The following is a 19,287-nucleotide window of genomic DNA, read 5'->3' on the forward strand; positions in this document are numbered from 1 at the left end:
CCCTGTTCAGATGGGGAAATGCTGCGGGCCCGTCTCGATGGTGATCCAGCGCAGTTCCGTGAATTCGGCGATCCCGGCCTTGCCGCCGAACCGGCCGTAACCGCTCGCCTTCACGCCGCCGAAAGGCATCTGGGCCTCGTCGTGCACCGTCGCGCCATTGATGTGGCAAATACCGGAATCGATCCTGTGAGCCACCTCGAGGGCGCGGGTGATGTCCCGGCCGAAGACGGCGGCCGACAGGCCATACTCCGTATCGTTGGCGATCCGCACCGCCTCCTCCACACCGGTCGCACGGATGACGCAGACGACCGGGCCGAAGGATTCCTCGCCGTAAAGGCGCATGGCCGGAGTGACATGGTCGAGTACCGTTGCGGACATGACGGTGCCATCGACCCGACCGCCCGCGAGGAGCCTGGCGCCCTTGGAAATGGCATCGGTGACCAACCCGCCGATCCGCTCGGCGGCTTCCACGCCGACCAGCGAGCCGAGGGCGAAATTGCCGTGGCGTGGGTTGCCGGCCTGGAGCGATTCCGCCTTTGCCGCGAGCTTGGCGACGAAATCGTCCGCCACGGCATTGTCGACGACGATGCGCTCGGTCGACATGCAGATCTGGCCCTGGTTCATGAAGGCGCCGAAGGCCGACGCCGCGACGGCGGCATCGAGATCGGCGTCGTCGAGAACGACCAGCGAGGCCTTGCCTCCCAACTCCAGAAGCACCGGCTTCAGGAAGCGTGCCGCGGTCTCGGCGATGATGCGGCCGACGCGGGTCGAGCCGGTGAAGTTGATCCGGCGCACGGCCGGATGCGCGATGAGGGCCTCGATGATCTCGGGCGCATTCTCCGGCGCGTTGGTGATCACGTTGATGGCACCGGCCGGAAGGCCGGCCTCCCGAAGAACGGCCCCGATCAGGTGGTGGGTGCCGGGGCAGATCTCGGAGGCCTTCAGCACGACGGTGTTGCCACAGGCGAGCGGCGTCGCGATGGCGCGGACGCCCAGGATGACAGGCGCGTTCCACGGCGCGATGCCGAGAACGACGCCGGCCGGCTGACGCACCGCCATGGAGACGCAGCCCGGCTTGTCGGACGGAATGATCTCACCTGTGATCTGGGTCGTCAGCGATGCCGCCTCGCGGAGCATGCCCGCCGCGAGCTTCACGTTGAACTGCGCCCAGCCGGCGGTCGCGCCGATCTCGGTCGCCATCAGGTTCACGAACTCCGCTGCCCTGCCCTCGAGAAGATCGGCCGCCTTCAGGAGAACCGAGCGTCGGGCGTTCGGTCCGAGCTTGGACCAGGCCGGGAAAGCCGCAGCCGCCGCGTCGGCGGCCGCCTGCGCATCGGCGACGCTCGCGGCCGCGGCGCGGCTTGCAACCTCGCCGGTGATCGGGTCCCGTCGATCGAAGGTGGCACCGGTGGAGGCGGCCACGTCGCGATCGTCGATGAGAAGATTGATGTCCATCATGTCTGCTGCTCCGCGTTCAGCTCAATGGGAAGAATGTAGGTGTAACCGGCTTGGCATTGGGTTCGCTGTCGTTCGATGTTCCGCCCAGATAGGCGCGGCGCACGGCCGGGTCGTCGCGAAGATCCGCCGCGCGGCCTTCGCCGACGATCCGCCCCGTCTCGATGAGATAGCCCCGGTCCGCGATGGCGAGGCTCTGGCGTGCATTCTGCTCGACCAGGAGGACGCCGACACCGCTCTCCCGAATGCGCGCGAGAGCGCCGAACAGCTCCTTGCACATCAGAGGTGACAGGCCGAGTGACGGCTCGTCCAGCAGCAGCACGTCCGGTTTCGACATCAGCGCCCGTCCGATGGCCACCATCTGCTGCTCGCCGCCGCTCATGGTTCGCGCCGTCTGGCCGAGACGCTCCGCAAGGCGGGGGAACAGGGTGAGGACGCGCTCGAGGATGTCTTTCTCGCTCGCCCGGGATCGCTCGGGATAGGCCCCGAGTCGCAGGTTCTCCCGGACGGTGAGATCGCCGAAGATGCCGCGCCCTTCGGGCACGAGCGCCAGACCGGCCTCGACGATCCGGTGAGGCGGCAGGACGGAGATGTCCTGCCCCGACAGCGTGATCCGCTTGCCGGGAAGAGACGGCACGATCCCGGCGATGGCCTTCAGCAGCGAGGACTTGCCCGCACCGTTGGCGCCCAGGATAACCACGATCTCGGATCGGCCGATGCGCAGGTCGACCTGTTCGAGAGCGCGATGCAGCCCGTAGGCGACAGTGAGATTCGTGACCTCAAGCATCGGGATCTCCCAGATAGGCCCGGATGACCTCGGCGTCGGTAAGGACGGAAGCCGGCGGACCGGCTGCGATCATGGTTCCGGCGCTCATCACCACGCATCGGTCGCACAGGGAACGGATGGCGTCCATGACATGCTCCACCAGGATGATCGCAAGCCCTTCGTCGCGCAGCGAACGGATCAGGGCGATGCCGTCCTGCAACTCCGAAGGGTTGAGGCCTGCAAGCCATTCATCGAGCAGGAGCAGCTTCGGTGCCAGAGCCAGGGCCCGAGCGAGTTCGAGGCGCTTCTGATCGATATAGGTCAGTTGGGACGCGGCGTGATCCACCTTGCCGCCGAGCCCGACCCGGCGCAACAGCTGAATCGCCTCGTCCGTCGCGGCCTCGCCCCAGAGCGGCCCCTCGCGGAAGGCCAATCCGGCCTTCACGTTCTCCACGCAGTCGAGCGACGGCAGCACGCGCACGAGCTGGAACGTCCGGGCGAGGCCGAGGCGGGCAATCTTGTGGGCGGGCAACCCGTCGATGACTTTGCCCGCCAACCTGATCGCACCGGAATCCGGCTTCAGGGCGCCGGAGAGGAGGTTGAGCGCAGTCGTTTTGCCCGAACCGTTCGGTCCGATCAGCCCGACGATCTCGGAAGGCCCCACCGACATGCTCAGCCCGTTCACGGCAACGAGGCCGCCGAACCTGCGGGTCAGTCCCTCGACCTGGAGAAGCGGTTCGGTCATGCGGGTCTCCTGGTCTGCAGCAGGAGCGGCTTCAGCTTCGTGCGCTCGATCAATCCCGCAACGCCATTGGGAACGCCATAGACGATCAGCATGAAGACGAGGCCGAGAAGGATGCTGAAATAGTTCGGGAAATTCGCGCCGAGAACCTCGAAGAGGATGGTGAGCGGGATCACGCCGAGCAGCGGTCCCCAGAGGCGGTGAGCCCCTCCCAGCAGCGCCATGATCAGGACCTCGAACGAAACCACCGGATTGAAGGCAATGGTCGGATCGAGATAGGTCCAGCGCGGCGCCATGATGGCGCCCGTCAGGGTCATGAAGGCGGCGCTGATGGCGAAGAGCAGGAGCTTGGCGCGGGTCGTGTCGATTCCGCAGTGACGGGCGACCGTCTCGTCATCCCCGATCACGCGCAGGGCCAGTCCCAGACGCGAGCGCTGGATGAGCCATCCGACCAGGAAGACCAGGCAGGCCAATGCGAAGAGGTGCCAGAAGATTGATTCCTGCGTGATGTCGATGAAGACATAGCGCCCCATCGACTGGCTGACGTTCACCTCGAACCAGGTGACGAGCTGGCGGATCAGTTCGGCGAGGCCGAAGGTGAAGATTACGAAATAGACGCCCGACAACCGCAGGGTCGACAGGCCGACCAGGACCGCGACCCCAGTGCCGATGATGGTTGCGGTGAGCAGAACCACAGGCCAGGGAAGAACTTCCCCGAGCACCGCGACCGTGTAGGCGCCGATGCCGAAGAAGGCGACGGTGGCCAGGGACACGTAGCGGGTGGTTCCGGAGAAGAGTGCCCAGGCGGTCGCGAGCACGAGTTGACTCAGGATGCCGATGGCCACGGCAAGATGGTAGCTGGAGCCCAGGAACGGGACCAGACCGAGCGCGAGCATTGCGCCGGCAACGAGGAGAACGGGCATCGTGTTCGATCTCATCGGCCGGCCCTCCCGAAAAGCCCGGTCGGCCGGACGAGCAGCACCGTCAGAAACAGGATGAAGGTGGCGGCAAGCGTCAGTCCGGGATCGACGAGCCGCGCGACAAAGGTCTCGACCAGGCCCAGGAGCAGGCCGGCGACCAGCGCCCCGAGGAGGTTTCCGACACCGCCCATGATGACGACGATCAGAGCCTTCATCGTGAAGGCGACGCCCATCGCCGCGTTGAAGGTCAGGAACATGCTGACCAGCACGCCCCCGGCCGCGCACATGGCGCCACCCAGCGCGAAGGCGAGGCCTGCAATCTTGCGGACGTCGATGGCGACGAGGCTTGCCGCCGTCGGATCGACGGCGACGGCCCGGATCGCGGTGCCGGTGCGGGTTCGCATCAGCGCCGTGTAGAGAATGAGGCTCAAGGCAACCGCGAAACCGAAGGCGATCAGCCGGTTTACGGCAATCGTCGATCCGGCGATGGTGATCGGGATCGAAAGGTAGGAATAGCTGTAGTACTGCCCGCCGAACAGCACGAAGGCAATGCCCTGCACGACGAACAGCAGGCCGAAAGTTGCCAGGATGGAATCGACCTCGAGGGCATCCCGTGTCTTGGCGCGCCGAACCAGAGGCATCAGCAATCCCTGGTAGATCAGCCAGCTTGCGATAAAGCCCGCGGGCAGCACCAGGAGCATTCCGACGAGCGGACTGACCGCGAAACTCGTGAAAAGCACGTAGGACGCGAAGGCTGCGGCGATGAGAACCTCGCCATAGGCGAGGTTCATAATCCGCGCGACGCCGTATTGAAGCGTGAGGCCCATGGCGACAAGGGCATACATGCCGCCAAGGATCAGCCCGCCGAGAATGATGTCGACGATCAGCATGGGAATCTCAGCGAGAGGCGGTTACTGCTTCCAGGCGGGCTTGGGGGCGACGACCGGGCGGGCGCCTTCCTTGGCGACGGGCGCAACGCCGTAGAACTCGCCGTTCTGCCACTGGCCGACGCTCCAGACGTCCTTGAGCAGTCCGCCTTCGAGCTTCACCTTGCCGATGACCGTATCGAACGTACCGTTCTGGAGTTCCTTGATCACGGCGGCCCGGTCGATCTTGCCGACGCGCTCGATGGCCTGCTGCAGGGCCTGGAGGCTCGCATAGGTGATCGGGCTCGCCCAGCGGTCCGGCTCGCGCCCGACGGCTTCCGTATGGCGCTTGAAATAGTCCCTGAGCGCCGGTGAATCCGCGTTCCAGCCGCCGATGCCCATCACGCCGTTGGCGTTCTCGCCGAAGCGCTGCTTGTAGATCGGGAACGCGGTGCCGACACCGACGAAGAACACCTTCGGGTTGAAGTTGAGCACCTTCGCCGTGTCGGTCACGCCGAGGGTATCGGGCGGATAGCTGAAGGCGATGAAGGTGTCGGGACTGGCCGCCATCGCGTCCTTGAGGAGCGGCTGAACGTCCTGGGTGCCGGCGGGATAGGACTTGTCATAGACGAGATTGAAGCCTGCCTTCTTGAGGGCGTTGCGGGCGGCAGTCGACAATTCGATGCCGAACTGATCGGAGACGCCGATCATCGCCACGTCGGCGCCGATCTTGCCCTCGCCCTTCATCCTGGTCAGGAGATCGACGAACGAGGTGGAGATCTCGGACGGCAAGCCCAGCCAGAACGAGGCGTTCGGCCATCTCTTCGCCAGTTCCGGCGCCCGGTCCGTGTTCGTCGTGACGGCGAGGTGCGGATAGCCCAAGCGGTTCATGATCGGAGCGACCGCCAGATTGAGCCCGGTGCTCCAGGGTGGCAGAATGAAATCGACCTTGTCCTGGGTCGCCAGACGCTCGACGGCCTTCACGGCCTCTTCCGAATTGCTGCGGTCGTCGTACTCGACGATCTCGACCGGAACCCGCTTGCCGGACAGAATGATCCCACCGGCGGCGTTCACCTCCTTCACCCAGAGCTGATAGTTGGGCAGCGTGGTGATGCTGGCCCCGCCCGTGTTCGGGCCCGTCTTCGAGATCGCGTATCCGATCTTGATGGAGTTCTGGGCCTGGGCCGCAGCCCCGGCCACAAGGCAGCTTGCGGCAGCAAGCAGGGCGACGGCATGGCGCCGCGTCACATATCCGGTCATGGTTTCCTCCAGGGCATTCTGATCGAGGGCTCTCGTTTGGATTCGGCCCTTGGTTTTGAAAGCTTACGCTTGCCGCCGATCCTGGAAATTGGATAGAATTGGCGAAATATTGTACTAAACCGACATGCCCGAAGGTCCGGATCCGAGCTCTCCCTCCCCAAAAATGCCGTCGAGCCGCACCGGGACGATGTGGTCTGCGCCGACGGCCGCCCTCCACGCCGAGCCGATCGCGCCCTCGTTGTCGGAGCGGGAATGGGTCCTGCCGGCGAGCAAGGGGGAGCAGCGCACCCATGCGTTCCTCATCCTGTCGCGGGGAGGCACCCTCCTGGGTGAGGAGGCCATGGAGCTGCCCTCGCCGTCCCTGTTATGGATTCCGAGCCACACCGCCCGAACCGTCCGGGTGAATGCCGGAGCCCGGGGATACATGCTGGCGGCGGATGACGACTTCCTGATCCGAACGATCAGCAGCGCTCCTGAAGGATCCCTCCTTCGCCCGATGAGGAACCGGATCATCCTGGTACCGGCCCACCTTCTGCAGAACAGGGCCGAGGAAATCGGCCACTCCTTCCAGGCCCTTGCCCGGGAGGTGCGGGCTCCCGATCGGGGCTCCATGGCGATCATCGGCGCCCATGTGACGCTCATCTGCCTGCATCTCTGGCGCCTCGCTCAGGCAGAAGCGTCACCCGAAGCGGGCGTACGAGGCACGGGCCATCACGTGCTCCAGCAGTTCCGGCAACTGGTCGAGCTTCGGTACCGCGAACACTGGAGCATCAAGCGCTATGCCGATACCCTCGGTGTCACGGAGGACCGGCTTCATGCAGTCTGCGTGCGCAATGGCGGCCATCCTCCCCGCTCCCTTGTCTATGACAGGATGGTGCAGGATGCCTGCATGCGCCTTCAGCAGATGGACGTGCCCGTCGAGCAGATCGCCTTCAGCCTAGGGTTCAAGGATCCGGGCTATTTCAACCGGTTCTTCAAAAAGCATGTCGGCATCCCACCGGGCACCTATCGCCGCCGCGCCAAGGCACAGCGGGCAGGCAGCGCGAGCTCCTATGCCGCGTGGCCTTGAATGGAAGGCAGTGGCGTATCCTTCTGGTATCTCATTCCAGAGACCTGCCAGCCTTTGATCCAGGTCAACGCCGATCATGGGACTTCCATGCAAGCTCATTGCATGACCCCAGAACTCATTGCCCGCTACGACCAGCGCGTCCCCCGCTATACCAGCTACCCCACCGCGCCTCACTTCAAGGCGGACGTGACCGCCGAGACCTACGCGTCCTGGCTTGCGGAACTGGCGCCGGATGGACCTTTGTCCCTTTACCTGCACGTGCCGTTTTGTGCAGAACTCTGCCTCTACTGCGGATGCAACACCGCTGTGGCCCGCAGCTACAAGGCAGTCGCTTCCTATGTGGTCTGCCTGGAACGGGAAATCGATCTCGTCGCGCAGCACCTGCCCGGCCCTATGGCCGTCTCCCATATCCATTGGGGCGGCGGCACGCCGACTATTCTGTCTCCGGAAGACCTGGAACGGATCTCGCGTCACCTCGCTGCGGTCTTCACAATTAAGTCCGGAGCTGAGATTGCGGTCGAAATCGACCCGAGAACCATTACACGGGAACATGTGAGAGCCCTTGCGGCATCCGGACTCAACCGGGCGAGTCTCGGTGTTCAGGACTTCGACCCCAAGGTGCAGGAAACCGTCAGGCGGGTGCAGTCGTTCGAGCAGACGGCGCAGGTCGCCGCCTGGCTGCGCCACGCCGGCGTGAATGGCCTCAACCTCGATCTGATGTATGGCCTGCCGTTCCAGACCATCGAGAGCGTGAAACGCTCCGTGGACGTCGCCCTGAAGCTCGCTCCGGACCGCATCGCACTTTTCGGCTACGCCCATGTTCCATGGATGAAGCGCCATCAGGCTCTCCTGCCTGAGGCGGCTCTTCCCAATGCGGTTGGCCGTGTGGAGCAACGGGAGGCTGCAGCCGCCATTCTCATCCAGGCCGGCTATGTCCAGATCGGCATCGACCACTTCGCCAAGCCCGACGATCCCATGGCATGCCGGCAGAAGGATGGACGGCTTCACCGCAACTTCCAGGGCTACACCACCGACGAGGCGACGGCCCTGATCGGCTTCGGCACCTCAGCCATCGGCTCCCTTCCGCAAGGCTATGTCCAGAACGCCCCGACGACGGTTGCGTATCGCGAAGCCGTTCTGAATGGCCGGCTCCCCGTCGTTCGCGGCATCGCCCTTTCCGAGGACGATCGCCTGCGCCGCACGATCATCGAGCGGCTGATGTGCGACTTTTCGGTGAATCTCGATGAGATTGCATCGGAATTTCACTGGAACGCCTCGAACTTCGGGTCCGAGATCGATGCCATCGATGAACTGGCACAGGATGGGCTCGTCGTCCGAGATGGGCTGACCTTGACGATTCCCGACGAGGGCCGCGCCCTCGTCAGAAATGTCTGTGCCGTATTCGATCGCTACCTCGAAAACGGTGCCCAACGCCACTCCCGCGCCTTGTAAGACGCCGAACAGGCGAGGCCCGGGTCCGACTGCCAGGCCGTTTGATCTGCATCAATGCCCCTTCCCATCCCTCCCCTTAAACGATCTGCTGACGGCGAAGCTCAAGGCCGCGCCGATGTTTTCAAAAGGTTGAAGCCTGTGGCTCAAGCGGTAGCACCCTCAAAAGGAATGACCTTCGGCGAGATGGGCTCAGCCCTTGCCTTCGCCGGACTGGCGCTCCTCAGCATCATCATCGCGGCGAAGGCTTATACGCCCGAATACGCCTTCCATGCCTATCTCTTCGCAGCAGCGAGCGTGGCCGCCGTGTTCGCCATCGTGAACCGATATTTCGAGCGCCCAGCCCAATTGCCCCCGCTGATCATCGGCGGCAAGCCGAACTACAACATGGGTCCTGTGAAGTTTGCGACCGTCGCGTCCGTGTTCTGGGGCATCGCAGGCTTCACCATCGGCCTGCTGATCGCTCTTCAGCTCGCCTTCCCGGCGCTCAACTTCGATACATCGTGGCTGTCCTTCGGTCGGATGCGACCGCTGCACACCTCGGCGGTGATCTTCGCCTTCGGCGGCAATGTCCTGATCGCCAGCTCTTTCTATGTGGTGCAGCGCACCTGCCGCGCCCGGATGGCCGGCGACATCGCTCCATGGTTCGTGGTGCTGGGCTACAACTTCTTCATCGTGATTGCCGGCACGGGATATCTGCTCGGCATCACCCAGGGCAAGGAATATGCCGAGCCCGAATGGTATGCTGACCTCTTTCTCACCATCGTATGGGTCACCTACTTCCTGGTCTTCCTTGGCACGGTCATGCGCCGCAAGGAGCCCCACATCTATGTGGCGAACTGGTTCTACCTCGCCTTCATCCTGACCATCGCGGTCCTGCATCTCGGAAACAACGCATCGATCCCCGTCTCGATCTTCTCGCCCAAGAGCTACATCGTGTGGTCGGGCGTGCAGGATGCTCTGGTGCAGTGGTGGTACGGCCACAACGCGGTCGGCTTCTTCCTCACCGCCGGCTTCCTCGCCATCATGTATTACTTCATCCCGAAGCGGGCCGAGCGGCCAGTCTATTCCTACCGCCTGTCGATCATCCACTTTTGGTCGCTGATCTTCATGTACATCTGGGCAGGTCCCCACCACCTGCACTACACCGCCCTGCCCGACTGGGCGCAGACGCTCGGCATGGTGTTCTCGGTCATGCTGTGGATGCCCTCCTGGGGCGGCATGATCAACGGCCTCATGACCCTGTCGGGCGCCTGGGACAAGCTCCGCACGGATCCGGTTCTGCGGCTCATGGTTGTATCGGTTGCCTTCTACGGCATGGCGACCTTCGAAGGCCCCCTCATGTCCGTGAAGGCCGTGAACTCCCTGTCTCACTACACCGACTGGACCATCGGCCACGTTCATGCCGGAGCCCTCGGCTGGGTCGCCTACATCTCCTTCGGCGCCGTCTACTGTCTCGTTCCGTGGCTGTGGAACAAGAAGGAGCTTTACTCCATGAAGGCCGTTTCCTGGCACTTCTGGATCTCCACCCTCGGCATCGTCCTGTACATTTCGTCCATGTGGGTGGCGGGCATCCTCCAAGGCCTCATGTGGCGCGCCTATACCAGCCTCGGCTTCCTCGAATACTCCTTCATCGAGACCGTTGAAGCCATGAATCCCTTCTACATCATCCGCGCGCTCGGCGGTGCGTTCTTCGTGGCCGGAAGCCTGATCATGGCCTGGAACGTCTGGAAGACGATCTCGGTCGGAGAGGCGGTCGAGGAAGCTCCTCAAGCCATGCAGCCTGCACTCATCGCCGCGGAATAAAGGAACCGATCATGTCATTCTGGTCCCGTCACAAGATCTTCGAGACCAACTCGATCATCCTCATCATCGGTGTGCTGATCGTCATAACCATTGGCGGCCTTGTCGAGATCGTGCCGCTTTTCTACCTGAAGAGCACCATCGAGAAGGTGGACGGCATCAGGCCCTACACCCCACTCGAGCTCGCCGGCCGCAACATCTACGTGCGCGAGGGTTGCTACAACTGCCACAGCCAGATGGTTCGCCCCTTACGCGACGAGGTCGAACGCTATGGGCACTACTCGCTTGCGGCCGAGAGCATGTACGACCGTCCGTTCCAGTGGGGTTCCAAGCGCACGGGCCCCGATCTCGCTCGTCTCGGCAACAAATACTCTGACGACTGGCACAAGGATCACCTGAAGGATCCCCGAGCCCTCGTGCCCGGCTCGATCATGCCGAGGTATCCCTGGCTCGAGAAGACCGAGCTCGATGGATCGGCCATTGCGCAGGAGCTGAAAGTACAGGCGACCCTCGGCGTTCCCTATGACGAGGAGATGCTCAGGCATGCCGAGAGCGATATCCGCATACAGGCCAATGCCGACGACCCAAACGCGGTCGATCTCGCCAAGCGCTATCCGAAAGCCCAATCGCGCACCTTCGACGGCAATCCGCAGAAGGTGACGGAAGCCGATGCTCTGATTGCCTATCTGCAAATGCTGGGCACGCAGGTCGACTTCAAGCTCTACGACAACAAGGCCAACGTGCGCTGAGGACCGACGATCATGCCAGCCGCATACAAATTCTTCGCTGAATTCGCCCAGACCTGGGGGCTCCTCTATTTCGTCGCCGTCTTCCTGGCGGTGCTGATCTACGCCCTCGCTCCCTCGCGGAAGGACCGTTTCGACACGGCCTCCCGCATGCCTCTCCAGGAGGATTGATCCCATGGCCCAAGGAACCCACGAAGGGCACCATGAACAGGTCGATGCCATTTCGGGCGTCACCACCACCGGGCACAACTGGGACGATATCCAGGAGCTCAATAATCCTTTGCCACGCTGGTGGCTGTGGACGTTCTATGCCTGCATCGCATGGGCGATCGCCTATTGCATCGCCTACCCTGCCTGGCCGCTGGTCTCGTCTTACACCAAGGGCGCCCTCGGCTGGCAGTCGCGCGATGCGATCGTGGCCGATCTTGACGCCCTCAAGCAGCAGCGCTCCGGCATGAGCGCGAAGCTCGCTGGAAGTTCTCTGGAAGAGATCAGGCAGAATCCCGACATGTTCGCCTTCGCCCGTGCTCAGGGCAAAGCCGCCTTCGGCGACAACTGCGCCCCCTGCCATGGAGCCGGTGGTGCGGGCGCCAAGGGCTATCCGAACCTGAACGACGACGACTGGCTCTGGGGCGGTACTCTCGCCCAGATCGAGCAGACGATCCGCCACGGAGCCCGCTCCACGAGCGACGAGGGTCATTCCGGCTCCATGCCGGCCTTCGGCCGCGACGGGATGCTCAAGCGCGAGGAAATCACACAGGCAGCGGATTACGTCCGCTCCCTGTCGGGCCTGCCGACAGACAAGGGAGCCGACCTGGCAGCCGGCGCCAAGATCTTCGCCGACAATTGCGCCGCCTGCCATGGCGACACGGGCCATGGCAGCCAGGAACTGGGAGCACCGAACCTGTCGGACAAGATCTGGCTCTTCGGTTCCGACAAGGCGACCATAGTGGAAGGCCTGATGAATGGACGTGGCGGTGTCATGCCGACGTGGCACGGACGCCTGGACGATACGACCATCAAGGCGCTGACCCTCTACGTCCACTCCCTGGGTGGCGATCAGAGACCCTGATCCTGTTCAAACGTGGAAAGACGAGCGGCCGGGGACAATCTCCGGCCGTTGCTTGATTTGGATCAAGGCGGGTTGGCTCGCCGCATCGTATCCCATCGTCATACCTGATCGAGACGAACCGACGGATTCGATGGCCGACGCCCCCTTCCCCATCCTTTTGGAGCCTCCGCCCCGGCCTCGGCCGATGACGCGCCGCTCTATGCTCCCCGCAAGCAGATCTACCCGCAGGCGGTGAAAGGCCATTATCGCACAATCAAATGGGCGGTACTCGCCATCACCCTCGGCACCTATTACTTCCTGCCCTTTATCCGCTGGGATCGTGGCCCGCATGCGCCGGATCAGGCGATCCTCGTCGATCTCGTCAACAGCCGGTTCTATTTCTTCTTCATCGAGATCTGGCCGCAGGAGGTCTATTATATCACGGGCCTTCTCGTGCTGGCGGCGCTGACCCTCTTTCTCATGAATGCGGTCGCCGGCAGGATCTGGTGCGGCTATCTCTGCCCTCAGACCGTCTGGACGGACCTGTTCTATGCGGTGGAGCGCTGGATCGAGGGCGATCGGCGCGAACGGATGCGCGGTGACAAGGAGAAGCTCACTGTTCGAGGCTTCGGCAGGAAGGTCCTGAAGCACTTCATCTGGCTGATGATCGCCTGGTGGACGGGCGGTGCCTGGGTGCTCTATTTCGCCGATGCGCCGACCCTGGTGTATGAGCTCGCGACCTTCCAGGCGTCATATGTCGCGTATCTATGGATCGGCATTCTCACCTTTACGACGTACACACTCGCCGGATTCATGCGTGAGCAGGTCTGCACCTATATGTGCCCATGGCCACGCATCCAGGCGGCGATGACGGACGAATACGCCCTCAATGTTACCTATCGCTACGACCGAGGCGAGCCGCGCGGCTCGGTGAAGAAGAATGAGGCTCTGAAGCTCCAAGGCCTGCCCGCGGGCGACTGCATCGACTGCAACCAATGTGTGGCCGTGTGCCCCACGGGCGTCGACATCCGAAAGGGCCTGCAGCTCGACTGCATCCAGTGCGGCCTGTGCATGGATGCCTGCGACAACGTGATGGATAAGATTGGCCGTCCGCAGGGCCTGATCGCTTACGATACTGACATGAATGTCCAGGCCCGCATCGAAGGCCGTCCTGAAGTGCGTCGCATCCTCCGTCCCCGCACCGGCTTCTATGCCGGTCTCATCGCATTGGTCGGCGCGGTGATGATCGCGTCGCTCGCCATGCGCCAGAGCCTATATTTAAGCGTCATGCACGACCGCAATCCGCTCTTCGTGCGTCTGTCCGACGGCTCGATCCGCAACGGATTCACAATCCGCATCGCCAACAAGAACTTGGACGAGCGCAGCTACCTGGTCTCCGTGGAAGGGTTGCGCGATGTGAGGATCGATGTAGTGGGCGGAGTAGTCGATCAGCAGGGCCGCTCCATCGTCACCGTCGGGCCGGATCAGACCCTCGAGGCGCGGGTTCTGGTGACGAACACGGCTTCAACAGCGGAGGAATCGACAGCACTTCGGTTCGTTCTGACCGATCTCGCCACCGGCGACACTGCCAGCACGAGCGATCATTTCAAGGCTCCTTAAGGATAGATCCCATGTCCACCACGGCCACCACTGGACGATCACCGAGGTCCATCACCGGACGCACGGTACTCCTCTATTTCGTGTCATTCTTCGGCATCATCTTCGCGATGAATTTTTACATGGTGCGTGTCGCCATCTCGAGCTTCAGCGGTGTCGAGACGGAAAGCGCCTACAAGGCTGGCCTGTCGTTCAAGAACGATGTCGCGGCAGCCCATGCGCAGGATGCGCGCCACTGGTCCGTCGAGGCGTTCCTGCAGCATGGCAGGGCCTCGGGCATCACCATCGCGGCTCGCGACGCCAAGGGGCAATCTCTCACAGGTCTCACGCCCGAGGTACGCCTCGCCCATCCCACGGACAAGCGTCGTGATGTGGTCCTGGAATTCGTCGAACTGACACCGGGCCAGTTCAAGAGCCTTACCTCCATACCGGAAGGCCAATGGGATCTCGTCATCGGGTTGCAGCGCGAGACGGAAACTGTCTTCCGCTCCAAGAGCCGCATCTCGCTCTAAGGATTTTTGCGGTGGCCGAGACCCTCGACCTCTCCATCTACGTGAAGCGCCAAGACGACGGAACGGCCCATCTCGACCTAGCCGTCGAGGGCATCGACTGTGCCGCCTGCATTGACGAAATCGAGGGCGGCCTGTGCCGCCTGCCCGGCATCCTGGACGCGCGGCTGAACTACACCAACCATCGCCTTGCCGTGGAATGGCGCGATGGGGAGCTTTCGCCGGCCCGTGTGGTGGAGGAACTGCAGCGGCTCGGCTACCGGGCGCATCCCTTCCGGTCGAGGCTGGTTGAAGAAGAGGAGGCCCGCCGCGCCCAATGGCTGCTAAAGTGCCTCGCGGTGGCGGGCTTCGCCTCCATGAACATCATGCTGCTGGCGGTCTCCGTCTGGACGGGCAACGTCACGGACATCACGCCTGAAACTCGCGACTTCTTCCACTGGCTGGCCGCCCTTATCGCCCTCCCGGCCGTGGCCTATGCCGGCCAGCCCTTCTTCCAGAGCGCCATGAACGCGCTGCGCAACCGCCGCACCAACATGGACGTGCCGATCGTGATCGGTATCCTGCTGGCGCTGAGCGTCTCGGTGCTTGAGACGATCAATTCCGCCGAGCATACCTATTTCGACTCGGTGGTCATGCTGCTCTTCTTCCTGCTCTGCGGCCGCTATCTTGATCAGGCCATGCGCCGGAAGACCCGCACGGTGGCGAGCAATCTGGCCTCCTTCAGGGCCGAAGTCGCTCACAGACTGGAGGACGATGGTGAGATCGTCCTCGTGCCCACCGCTGCTCTGAAAGGTGGCGACAGGGTCCTCGTTCGCCCGGGAGAGCGCATTGCGGTCGACGGCATCGTCATCTCGGGTTCTTCGGAGGTCGATGAGAGTCTCGTAACCGGCGAGACCGCTAACAGGGCTGTCGAGGCTGACAATCAGGTTTATGCGGGAAGCATGAATTACAACGGCACCCTGACCCTTCGGGTGACCGCAGCGGGTAAGGGCACGCTCCTCGACGAGGTCGAACGGCTGCTGGAAAATGCGGCTGCCGCCAAGTCGCGCTACGTGCAACTGGCCGACCACGTGGCGAAAATCTACGCGCCGGTCGTGCACACGGCAGCCGCCGTCACGGCCTTGACCTGGATCCTGGGCGGCGCATCCATTCATGATGCGCTGATCACCGCCATTTCGGTGCTCATCATCACCTGTCCCTGTGCGTTGGCGCTTGCCGTTCCCGTCGTGCAGGTCGTCGCCTCCGGCGCCCTCTTCTGCGCTGGTGTGTTTCTCAACGCCGGTGACGCGTTCGAGCGGCTGGCGAAAGTGGACACCATCGTCTTCGATAAGACCGGGACTCTGACCCTGCCCACCATGAGCGTGATGAACGCCGGCGATATTGAGCCCGGCCTGCTGGACGCCGCAAGCCGGCTGGCTCTGTCAAGCCATCACCCGCTGGCATCGGCGGTCGCGCAGATGGCTCAGGATCGCCGGCCCTATGACAGTGTCGTCGAGGAACCCGGCCAGGGCGTTCGGACCGTCGTGGACGGGCAAGAGATGCGGCTCGGCAGCCCTGTCTTCTGCGGTGCCGAAGGCATCGCGGACAAAGCGGCCTCAACCGATCCGACGGCCTCCGTGATCGCCTTCTCCTGGCACGGGAGGCAGGCTGCCCTGCTGGTGCGGCAGGCTCTTCGCCCTGATGCCGTCATGGTCATGCAGAATTTGCGTCAACGCGGCTTCGAATGCCGCATCCTGTCCGGCGACCGGCCGGGGGCCGTGGCTCCCATCGCGGCTACCCTCGGCATCGACTTCTGGCGCGGTGGCTGCACGCCTGTGGACAAGATCGACGCGCTCGAGGATCTCAGGGCTGAAGGCCGCAAGGTCCTGATGGTCGGCGACGGCCTCAACGATGCACCGGCTCTGGCGGCAGCGCATGTATCGCTGTCGCCCATCAGCGCGGCCGACCTCACCCAGGCTCAGGCCGATGCGGTCTTTCTCGGCGATAGGTTGAAGCCCGTGCAGGACACCATCGATATCGCCCGCCGCGCGCATCACCTCATGCGCCAGAATCTCGGCATCGCCCTCATCTACAACCTGATCGCGGTGCCCCTCGCCTTCCTCGGCTATGTCACGCCCCTCGTCGCAGCGCTCGCCATGTCAGGTTCCTCGACCATCGTGACACTCAACGCCCTCCGGGCCCGCGGGTGCACATCGGCGCCTCGGGCCGAGCCGGCACGATCCCATTCCGTTCCGACCACGCAAGGAGCCTGACTATGGAAGTCCTGATCTATCTCGTTCCCATGGCTCTCCTGCTCGGCTTGTCCGGCCTTGCGGCCTTCATGTGGTCGCTGAAGAACGGCCAGTACGACGATGTGCAGGGTGCGGCCGTGCGTGTCCTGTCCGACGACGATGTTCGCAAATGACGTCTATGACGGACATGCCCCGGGCAGGGCAGCTCGAATGCATCTGTGAGCCAGGCGCACTGGGCGATACCGTCGTCCACTATCCTGGAGCGGCGCCTCTTGCGGCAGGCTTTGCCTTCTCCGTTCTCGCCCAGGTTCTGACCCTCAGCGTTCTGCCCTTGGCCGGCCTCTCGCTCGCGCCGAGTCGAGGCTTGGTCACACTTCCCTATGCGACCTTCTATATCGGCGCGGCTCTCGCGAGCCTTCCCGCCTCGCTCCTGCTCGACACCGTCGGCCGCCGGGCGGCCTTTTCCCTGGGCGCAAGTCTCGGCGTAGCTGGAGGCCTCGTCCTCGTCTGGGCTCTCGTGTCCATGCATTTCGGCGCCCTCGTGCTCGGTGCGTTCTGGCTCGGGATCGCAGGCGGCTTCAGCCTGTTCTATCGCCATGCCGCCATGCCGGTTGCCCGCCGGGGAGGCGGTGCGGTTCTGATCCTCTTCGGCGCGGCAACTGCGGCAAGCCTGATTGCCCCTACTCTCGCCGGCCTCGCTGAGGCTATCGCGGCTCCACAGGTCTTTGCGGGCACGGCTGCCGCAGCCGCTCTGGCCCATGTGGCATCGCTCATTGCCACTGCAGTTCTGCCCAATCAGAGACGCCGGGAGCAGGAACCGAAGACGATGCGCGCGCAGGGATGGCGCTCCATTCTTCTACCGACCGCGATTGGTACCCTCGGATGGCTCGCCATGACGGCCTTGATGGGCGCGACCCCTATGGCCGTGATCGGCTGCGCACCGTCAGAGGCTGTCGTGGGTGCCGTGGCATGGCATGTCATGGCTATGTACGCCCCATCTCTGGCCCTAGCTTTCGTTCCGCGCCTTGCCGCCCCCGTTCCTCTGTCCGCCCTCGGCTGCCTTCTGCTGGGGGCCGGAGCCGCAGCCTTCACTCTGTCCGCGACTGCAAGCGGGTTCTCAGCCGCGGCCGCACTTGTCGGCTCCGGATGGTCACTAGCCATGCTCGGCACCACACTCTGGGTCCACAGAAACGGCCCAATCTCGCGATGGCTCCTGGGCTTTCACGACGCCACGCTGCTGACGGGAGCGGTCCTGGGTGCCTTGGCGGCCAATATCTTTGCATAGCTGTCTCGGCCGCCGGAGGCCTAATCGATCCCGTTAAATTGCGACCTAAGGAAAACTCCTTAGGTATCAGACCTGAATTCCAGCCCAGCCTCGGCAGCGGTATCCATGAGCCAACGTCACGTTCACGAGTTCGCGAGGGTTCGATGCATACTGCGCTCCTCACTAAAGCCTCTTCCTCGACCCTCCCTTTGTTCACGCTGGAAGCCCCGCCGCTCCGCAAGTCCGTGGATGCGGCAACGTGGACCGTCGGCTCTGTGCAATCCTTCGCCAAGGATGAAGAAATCTTCGCCGAAGGCGACAAGGCCGCTTATGTCTACAAGGTACTCTCGGGAGTGGTGCGCACCTCCAAGCTTCTGAGCGACGGACGCCGCCAGATTGACGCCTTTCACCTGGCCGGAGACATCTTCGGGATTGAGGCGGGAGACGAGTATCGGTTCTGCGCCGAATCTGTTGGTGATTGCGTGGTCGTCGCCTATCGCCGCAGCCATCTCGCCGCCCTGACCGGGAGCGACGCCCAGCTCGGCCAGGACATGACGATGGGAATGATGCGCTCCCTTGTCAGGGCCCAAAACCATATGCTGCTGCTCGGCCGCAAATCGGCCCTGGAGAAGATTGCCACCTTCCTTCTCGACATGGCCGAGCGTACGGCCGATGACAGTACCCTGGATCTTCCCATGTCGCGCACGGATATCGCAGACCATCTTGGATTGACGATCGAGACGGTCTCGCGCTCCTTCACCCAACTCGAGCGGCAGGGCATCATTGGACTTCCCTCCGCCCGCCGTATCGTTCTGAGCAACAGAGCTGCGCTCGAGCGCCTGAACACGTAGTGGAGACTCATTGATCTTCCCCCGGGTACGATCGAGTCTCTCGTTCAGACTAGGACATGTTCATCCTTCCCTGCCATCGCAGGGACGGCAGGGAAGGATGAGTTTTGGAAGAGACTGAGGGGTGGAGCAGGCCCAGAATGTTGCCAGAGCATCTTCAAGGGCGCTCTTTCATTGCGGTCGATCGGATCACTTTTCGCTGACGCGGACCTCTGGTTCCGCACGATGCGCCAAGGCAGCGTGAATGCTGTCGAGCAATTCGCTGTCGTGCAGCGGCTTCTCGAGAACGATTCGTAAGCCGGATCGGGCCGCACGATGGTAGAGATCATCGCTGACCTGGGAAGCGATGAGGATCGCCGGACGATCAATCCGGCGTTGTCGCAGCTTTCCGACAAGCTCGATCCCGGTCATACCTGGCATGTTGTAATCGATCACGAAGCATCCACCATGCGGAAGATCCGGCGCGGCAAGAAGCTCGGTACCGTTCTTGAACAGATGCACGGTCAGGCCCTCAAGCTCCAGGGCGAACCTCAATGAGTTTCTGACCGCGTCGTCATCGTCCACGACGATGACCGGCCCCGTGGGCTGAAACATCCTATAAGCCTGTGTAATCCTCGATCCTGGCCAAAAGGCACACGCGCCCGGCCAACATCGCAGATTATGCATATGGCCCCTAGCTTCCCTACTCAGG

At 63.2% G+C, this 19,287-nt stretch carries 19 protein-coding genes; 12 read left to right on the plus strand and 7 right to left on the minus strand.

Annotated elements, in window-relative coordinates:
- Positions 1-6 precede the first annotated feature (6 nt).
- From ACD578_RS09190 to ACD578_RS09215, 6 genes are read right to left on the minus strand one after another with little or no spacing between them, the layout of a single operon-like run.
- Positions 7-1,455 (minus strand): aldehyde dehydrogenase, encoded by a 1,449-nt coding sequence (locus ACD578_RS09190; protein WP_404293763.1) that lies wholly within the window; start codon positions 1,453-1,455, stop codon positions 7-9.
- A gap of 19 nt (positions 1,456-1,474) precedes the next feature.
- Positions 1,475-2,242: an ABC transporter ATP-binding protein gene (locus ACD578_RS09195; RefSeq protein ID WP_404292471.1), complete on the minus strand. Its 768-nt coding sequence runs from the start codon at positions 2,240-2,242 to the stop codon at positions 1,475-1,477.
- A complete protein-coding gene (locus ACD578_RS09200) occupies positions 2,235-2,966 on the minus strand; it encodes an ABC transporter ATP-binding protein (protein WP_404292472.1) in 732 nt (243 codons plus the stop codon). Before ACD578_RS09200 ends, ACD578_RS09195 begins: the two co-directional genes overlap by 8 nt.
- Positions 2,963-3,901 carry a branched-chain amino acid ABC transporter permease gene (locus tag ACD578_RS09205; RefSeq protein WP_404292473.1) on the minus strand — a complete coding sequence of 313 codons (939 nt, stop codon included), beginning with the start codon at positions 3,899-3,901 and terminating at the stop codon, positions 2,963-2,965. Before ACD578_RS09205 ends, ACD578_RS09200 begins: the two co-directional genes overlap by 4 nt.
- Positions 3,898-4,773, minus strand: coding sequence for a branched-chain amino acid ABC transporter permease (locus ACD578_RS09210; protein WP_404292474.1), 876 nt, complete (start codon positions 4,771-4,773; stop codon positions 3,898-3,900). The genes ACD578_RS09205 and ACD578_RS09210 overlap by 4 nt, the downstream gene beginning before the upstream one ends.
- 21 nt (positions 4,774-4,794) lie before the next feature.
- Positions 4,795-6,009 carry an amino acid ABC transporter substrate-binding protein gene (locus ACD578_RS09215; protein WP_404292475.1) on the minus strand — a complete coding sequence of 405 codons (1,215 nt, stop codon included), beginning with the start codon at positions 6,007-6,009 and terminating at the stop codon, positions 4,795-4,797.
- 187 nt (positions 6,010-6,196) lie between these two features.
- Between ACD578_RS09215 and ACD578_RS09220 the strand changes: the two genes are divergently transcribed.
- The 12 genes from ACD578_RS09220 (at position 6,197) to ACD578_RS09275 (ending at position 18,599) form a co-directional block, all read left to right on the plus strand.
- The gene (locus ACD578_RS09220) at positions 6,197-7,078 is read left to right on the plus strand and encodes a helix-turn-helix domain-containing protein (protein ID WP_404292476.1); all 882 of its coding nucleotides are present in this window, start codon (positions 6,197-6,199) and stop codon (positions 7,076-7,078) included.
- 102 nt (positions 7,079-7,180) lie between these two features.
- Positions 7,181-8,530 (plus strand): oxygen-independent coproporphyrinogen III oxidase, encoded by a 1,350-nt coding sequence (gene hemN, locus ACD578_RS09225; RefSeq protein WP_404292477.1) that lies wholly within the window; start codon positions 7,181-7,183, stop codon positions 8,528-8,530.
- 168 nt (positions 8,531-8,698) lie between these two features.
- Positions 8,699-10,333, plus strand: coding sequence for a cytochrome-c oxidase, cbb3-type subunit I (gene ccoN, locus ACD578_RS09230; protein ID WP_404293764.1), 1,635 nt, complete (start codon positions 8,699-8,701; stop codon positions 10,331-10,333).
- 11 nt (positions 10,334-10,344) lie between these two features.
- Entirely contained in the window at positions 10,345-11,079 is a 735-nt protein-coding gene (gene ccoO, locus ACD578_RS09235; protein ID WP_404292478.1) for a cytochrome-c oxidase, cbb3-type subunit II, read from the plus strand.
- Positions 11,080-11,091: 12 nt separating this feature from the next.
- Positions 11,092-11,247 (plus strand): cbb3-type cytochrome c oxidase subunit 3, encoded by a 156-nt coding sequence (locus tag ACD578_RS09240; protein WP_404292479.1) that lies wholly within the window; start codon positions 11,092-11,094, stop codon positions 11,245-11,247.
- Between the two features lie 4 nt (positions 11,248-11,251).
- On the plus strand, positions 11,252-12,148 hold the full coding sequence (ccoP, locus tag ACD578_RS09245) for a cytochrome-c oxidase, cbb3-type subunit III (protein ID WP_404292480.1): 897 nt from the start codon (positions 11,252-11,254) through the stop codon (positions 12,146-12,148).
- Between the two features lie 231 nt (positions 12,149-12,379).
- On the plus strand, positions 12,380-13,747 hold the full coding sequence (gene ccoG / locus ACD578_RS09250) for a cytochrome c oxidase accessory protein CcoG (protein WP_404292481.1): 1,368 nt from the start codon (positions 12,380-12,382) through the stop codon (positions 13,745-13,747).
- Between the two features lie 11 nt (positions 13,748-13,758).
- A complete protein-coding gene (locus ACD578_RS09255) occupies positions 13,759-14,256 on the plus strand; it encodes a FixH family protein (RefSeq protein WP_404292482.1) in 498 nt (165 codons plus the stop codon).
- A gap of 11 nt (positions 14,257-14,267) precedes the next feature.
- Complete coding sequence (locus tag ACD578_RS09260; protein WP_404292483.1) at positions 14,268-16,505, plus strand: heavy metal translocating P-type ATPase; 2,238 nt, start codon at positions 14,268-14,270, stop codon at positions 16,503-16,505.
- A gap of 2 nt (positions 16,506-16,507) precedes the next feature.
- Positions 16,508-16,657 (plus strand): cbb3-type cytochrome oxidase assembly protein CcoS, encoded by a 150-nt coding sequence (gene ccoS / locus ACD578_RS09265; protein ID WP_152713006.1) that lies wholly within the window; start codon positions 16,508-16,510, stop codon positions 16,655-16,657.
- A complete protein-coding gene (locus ACD578_RS09270; protein ID WP_404292484.1) occupies positions 16,654-17,769 on the plus strand; it encodes a hypothetical protein in 1,116 nt (371 codons plus the stop codon). The genes ccoS and ACD578_RS09270 overlap by 4 nt, the downstream gene beginning before the upstream one ends.
- Before the next feature lie 143 nt (positions 17,770-17,912).
- On the plus strand, positions 17,913-18,599 hold the full coding sequence (locus ACD578_RS09275) for a helix-turn-helix domain-containing protein (protein ID WP_404292486.1): 687 nt from the start codon (positions 17,913-17,915) through the stop codon (positions 18,597-18,599).
- Positions 18,600-18,785: 186 nt separating this feature from the next.
- Here ACD578_RS09275 and ACD578_RS09280 read toward each other — a convergent pair whose 3' ends face one another.
- A complete protein-coding gene (locus ACD578_RS09280; RefSeq protein WP_404292487.1) occupies positions 18,786-19,190 on the minus strand; it encodes a response regulator in 405 nt (134 codons plus the stop codon).
- Between the last annotated feature and the right edge of the window lie 97 nt (positions 19,191-19,287).

Source organism: Microvirga sp. RSM25 (assembly GCF_044784385.1).
Classification (GTDB): domain Bacteria; phylum Pseudomonadota; class Alphaproteobacteria; order Rhizobiales; family Beijerinckiaceae; genus Microvirga; species Microvirga tunisiensis.

Coding starts and splice junctions, on each gene's coding strand:
- ACD578_RS09210 (WP_404292474.1), bottom strand. CDS start 4,773: ATGCTGATCGTCGACATCATTCTCGGCGGGCTGATCCTTGGCGGCATG.
- ACD578_RS09215 (WP_404292475.1), bottom strand. CDS start 6,009: ATGACCGGATATGTGACGCGGCGCCATGCCGTCGCCCTGCTTGCTGCC.
- ACD578_RS09190 (WP_404293763.1), bottom strand. CDS start 1,455: ATGGACATCAATCTTCTCATCGACGATCGCGACGTGGCCGCCTCCACC.
- ACD578_RS09240 (WP_404292479.1), top strand. CDS start 11,092: ATGCCAGCCGCATACAAATTCTTCGCTGAATTCGCCCAGACCTGGGGG.
- ccoN (WP_404293764.1), top strand. CDS start 8,699: ATGACCTTCGGCGAGATGGGCTCAGCCCTTGCCTTCGCCGGACTGGCG.
- ACD578_RS09200 (WP_404292472.1), bottom strand. CDS start 2,966: ATGACCGAACCGCTTCTCCAGGTCGAGGGACTGACCCGCAGGTTCGGC.
- ACD578_RS09195 (WP_404292471.1), bottom strand. CDS start 2,242: ATGCTTGAGGTCACGAATCTCACTGTCGCCTACGGGCTGCATCGCGCT.
- ACD578_RS09280 (WP_404292487.1), bottom strand. CDS start 19,190: ATGTTTCAGCCCACGGGGCCGGTCATCGTCGTGGACGATGACGACGCG.
- ACD578_RS09220 (WP_404292476.1), top strand. CDS start 6,197: ATGTGGTCTGCGCCGACGGCCGCCCTCCACGCCGAGCCGATCGCGCCC.
- ccoP (WP_404292480.1), top strand. CDS start 11,252: ATGGCCCAAGGAACCCACGAAGGGCACCATGAACAGGTCGATGCCATT.
- hemN (WP_404292477.1), top strand. CDS start 7,181: ATGACCCCAGAACTCATTGCCCGCTACGACCAGCGCGTCCCCCGCTAT.
- ccoS (WP_152713006.1), top strand. CDS start 16,508: ATGGAAGTCCTGATCTATCTCGTTCCCATGGCTCTCCTGCTCGGCTTG.
- ACD578_RS09275 (WP_404292486.1), top strand. CDS start 17,913: ATGCATACTGCGCTCCTCACTAAAGCCTCTTCCTCGACCCTCCCTTTG.
- ccoO (WP_404292478.1), top strand. CDS start 10,345: ATGTCATTCTGGTCCCGTCACAAGATCTTCGAGACCAACTCGATCATC.
- ACD578_RS09270 (WP_404292484.1), top strand. CDS start 16,654: ATGACGTCTATGACGGACATGCCCCGGGCAGGGCAGCTCGAATGCATC.
- ACD578_RS09255 (WP_404292482.1), top strand. CDS start 13,759: ATGTCCACCACGGCCACCACTGGACGATCACCGAGGTCCATCACCGGA.
- ACD578_RS09205 (WP_404292473.1), bottom strand. CDS start 3,901: ATGAGATCGAACACGATGCCCGTTCTCCTCGTTGCCGGCGCAATGCTC.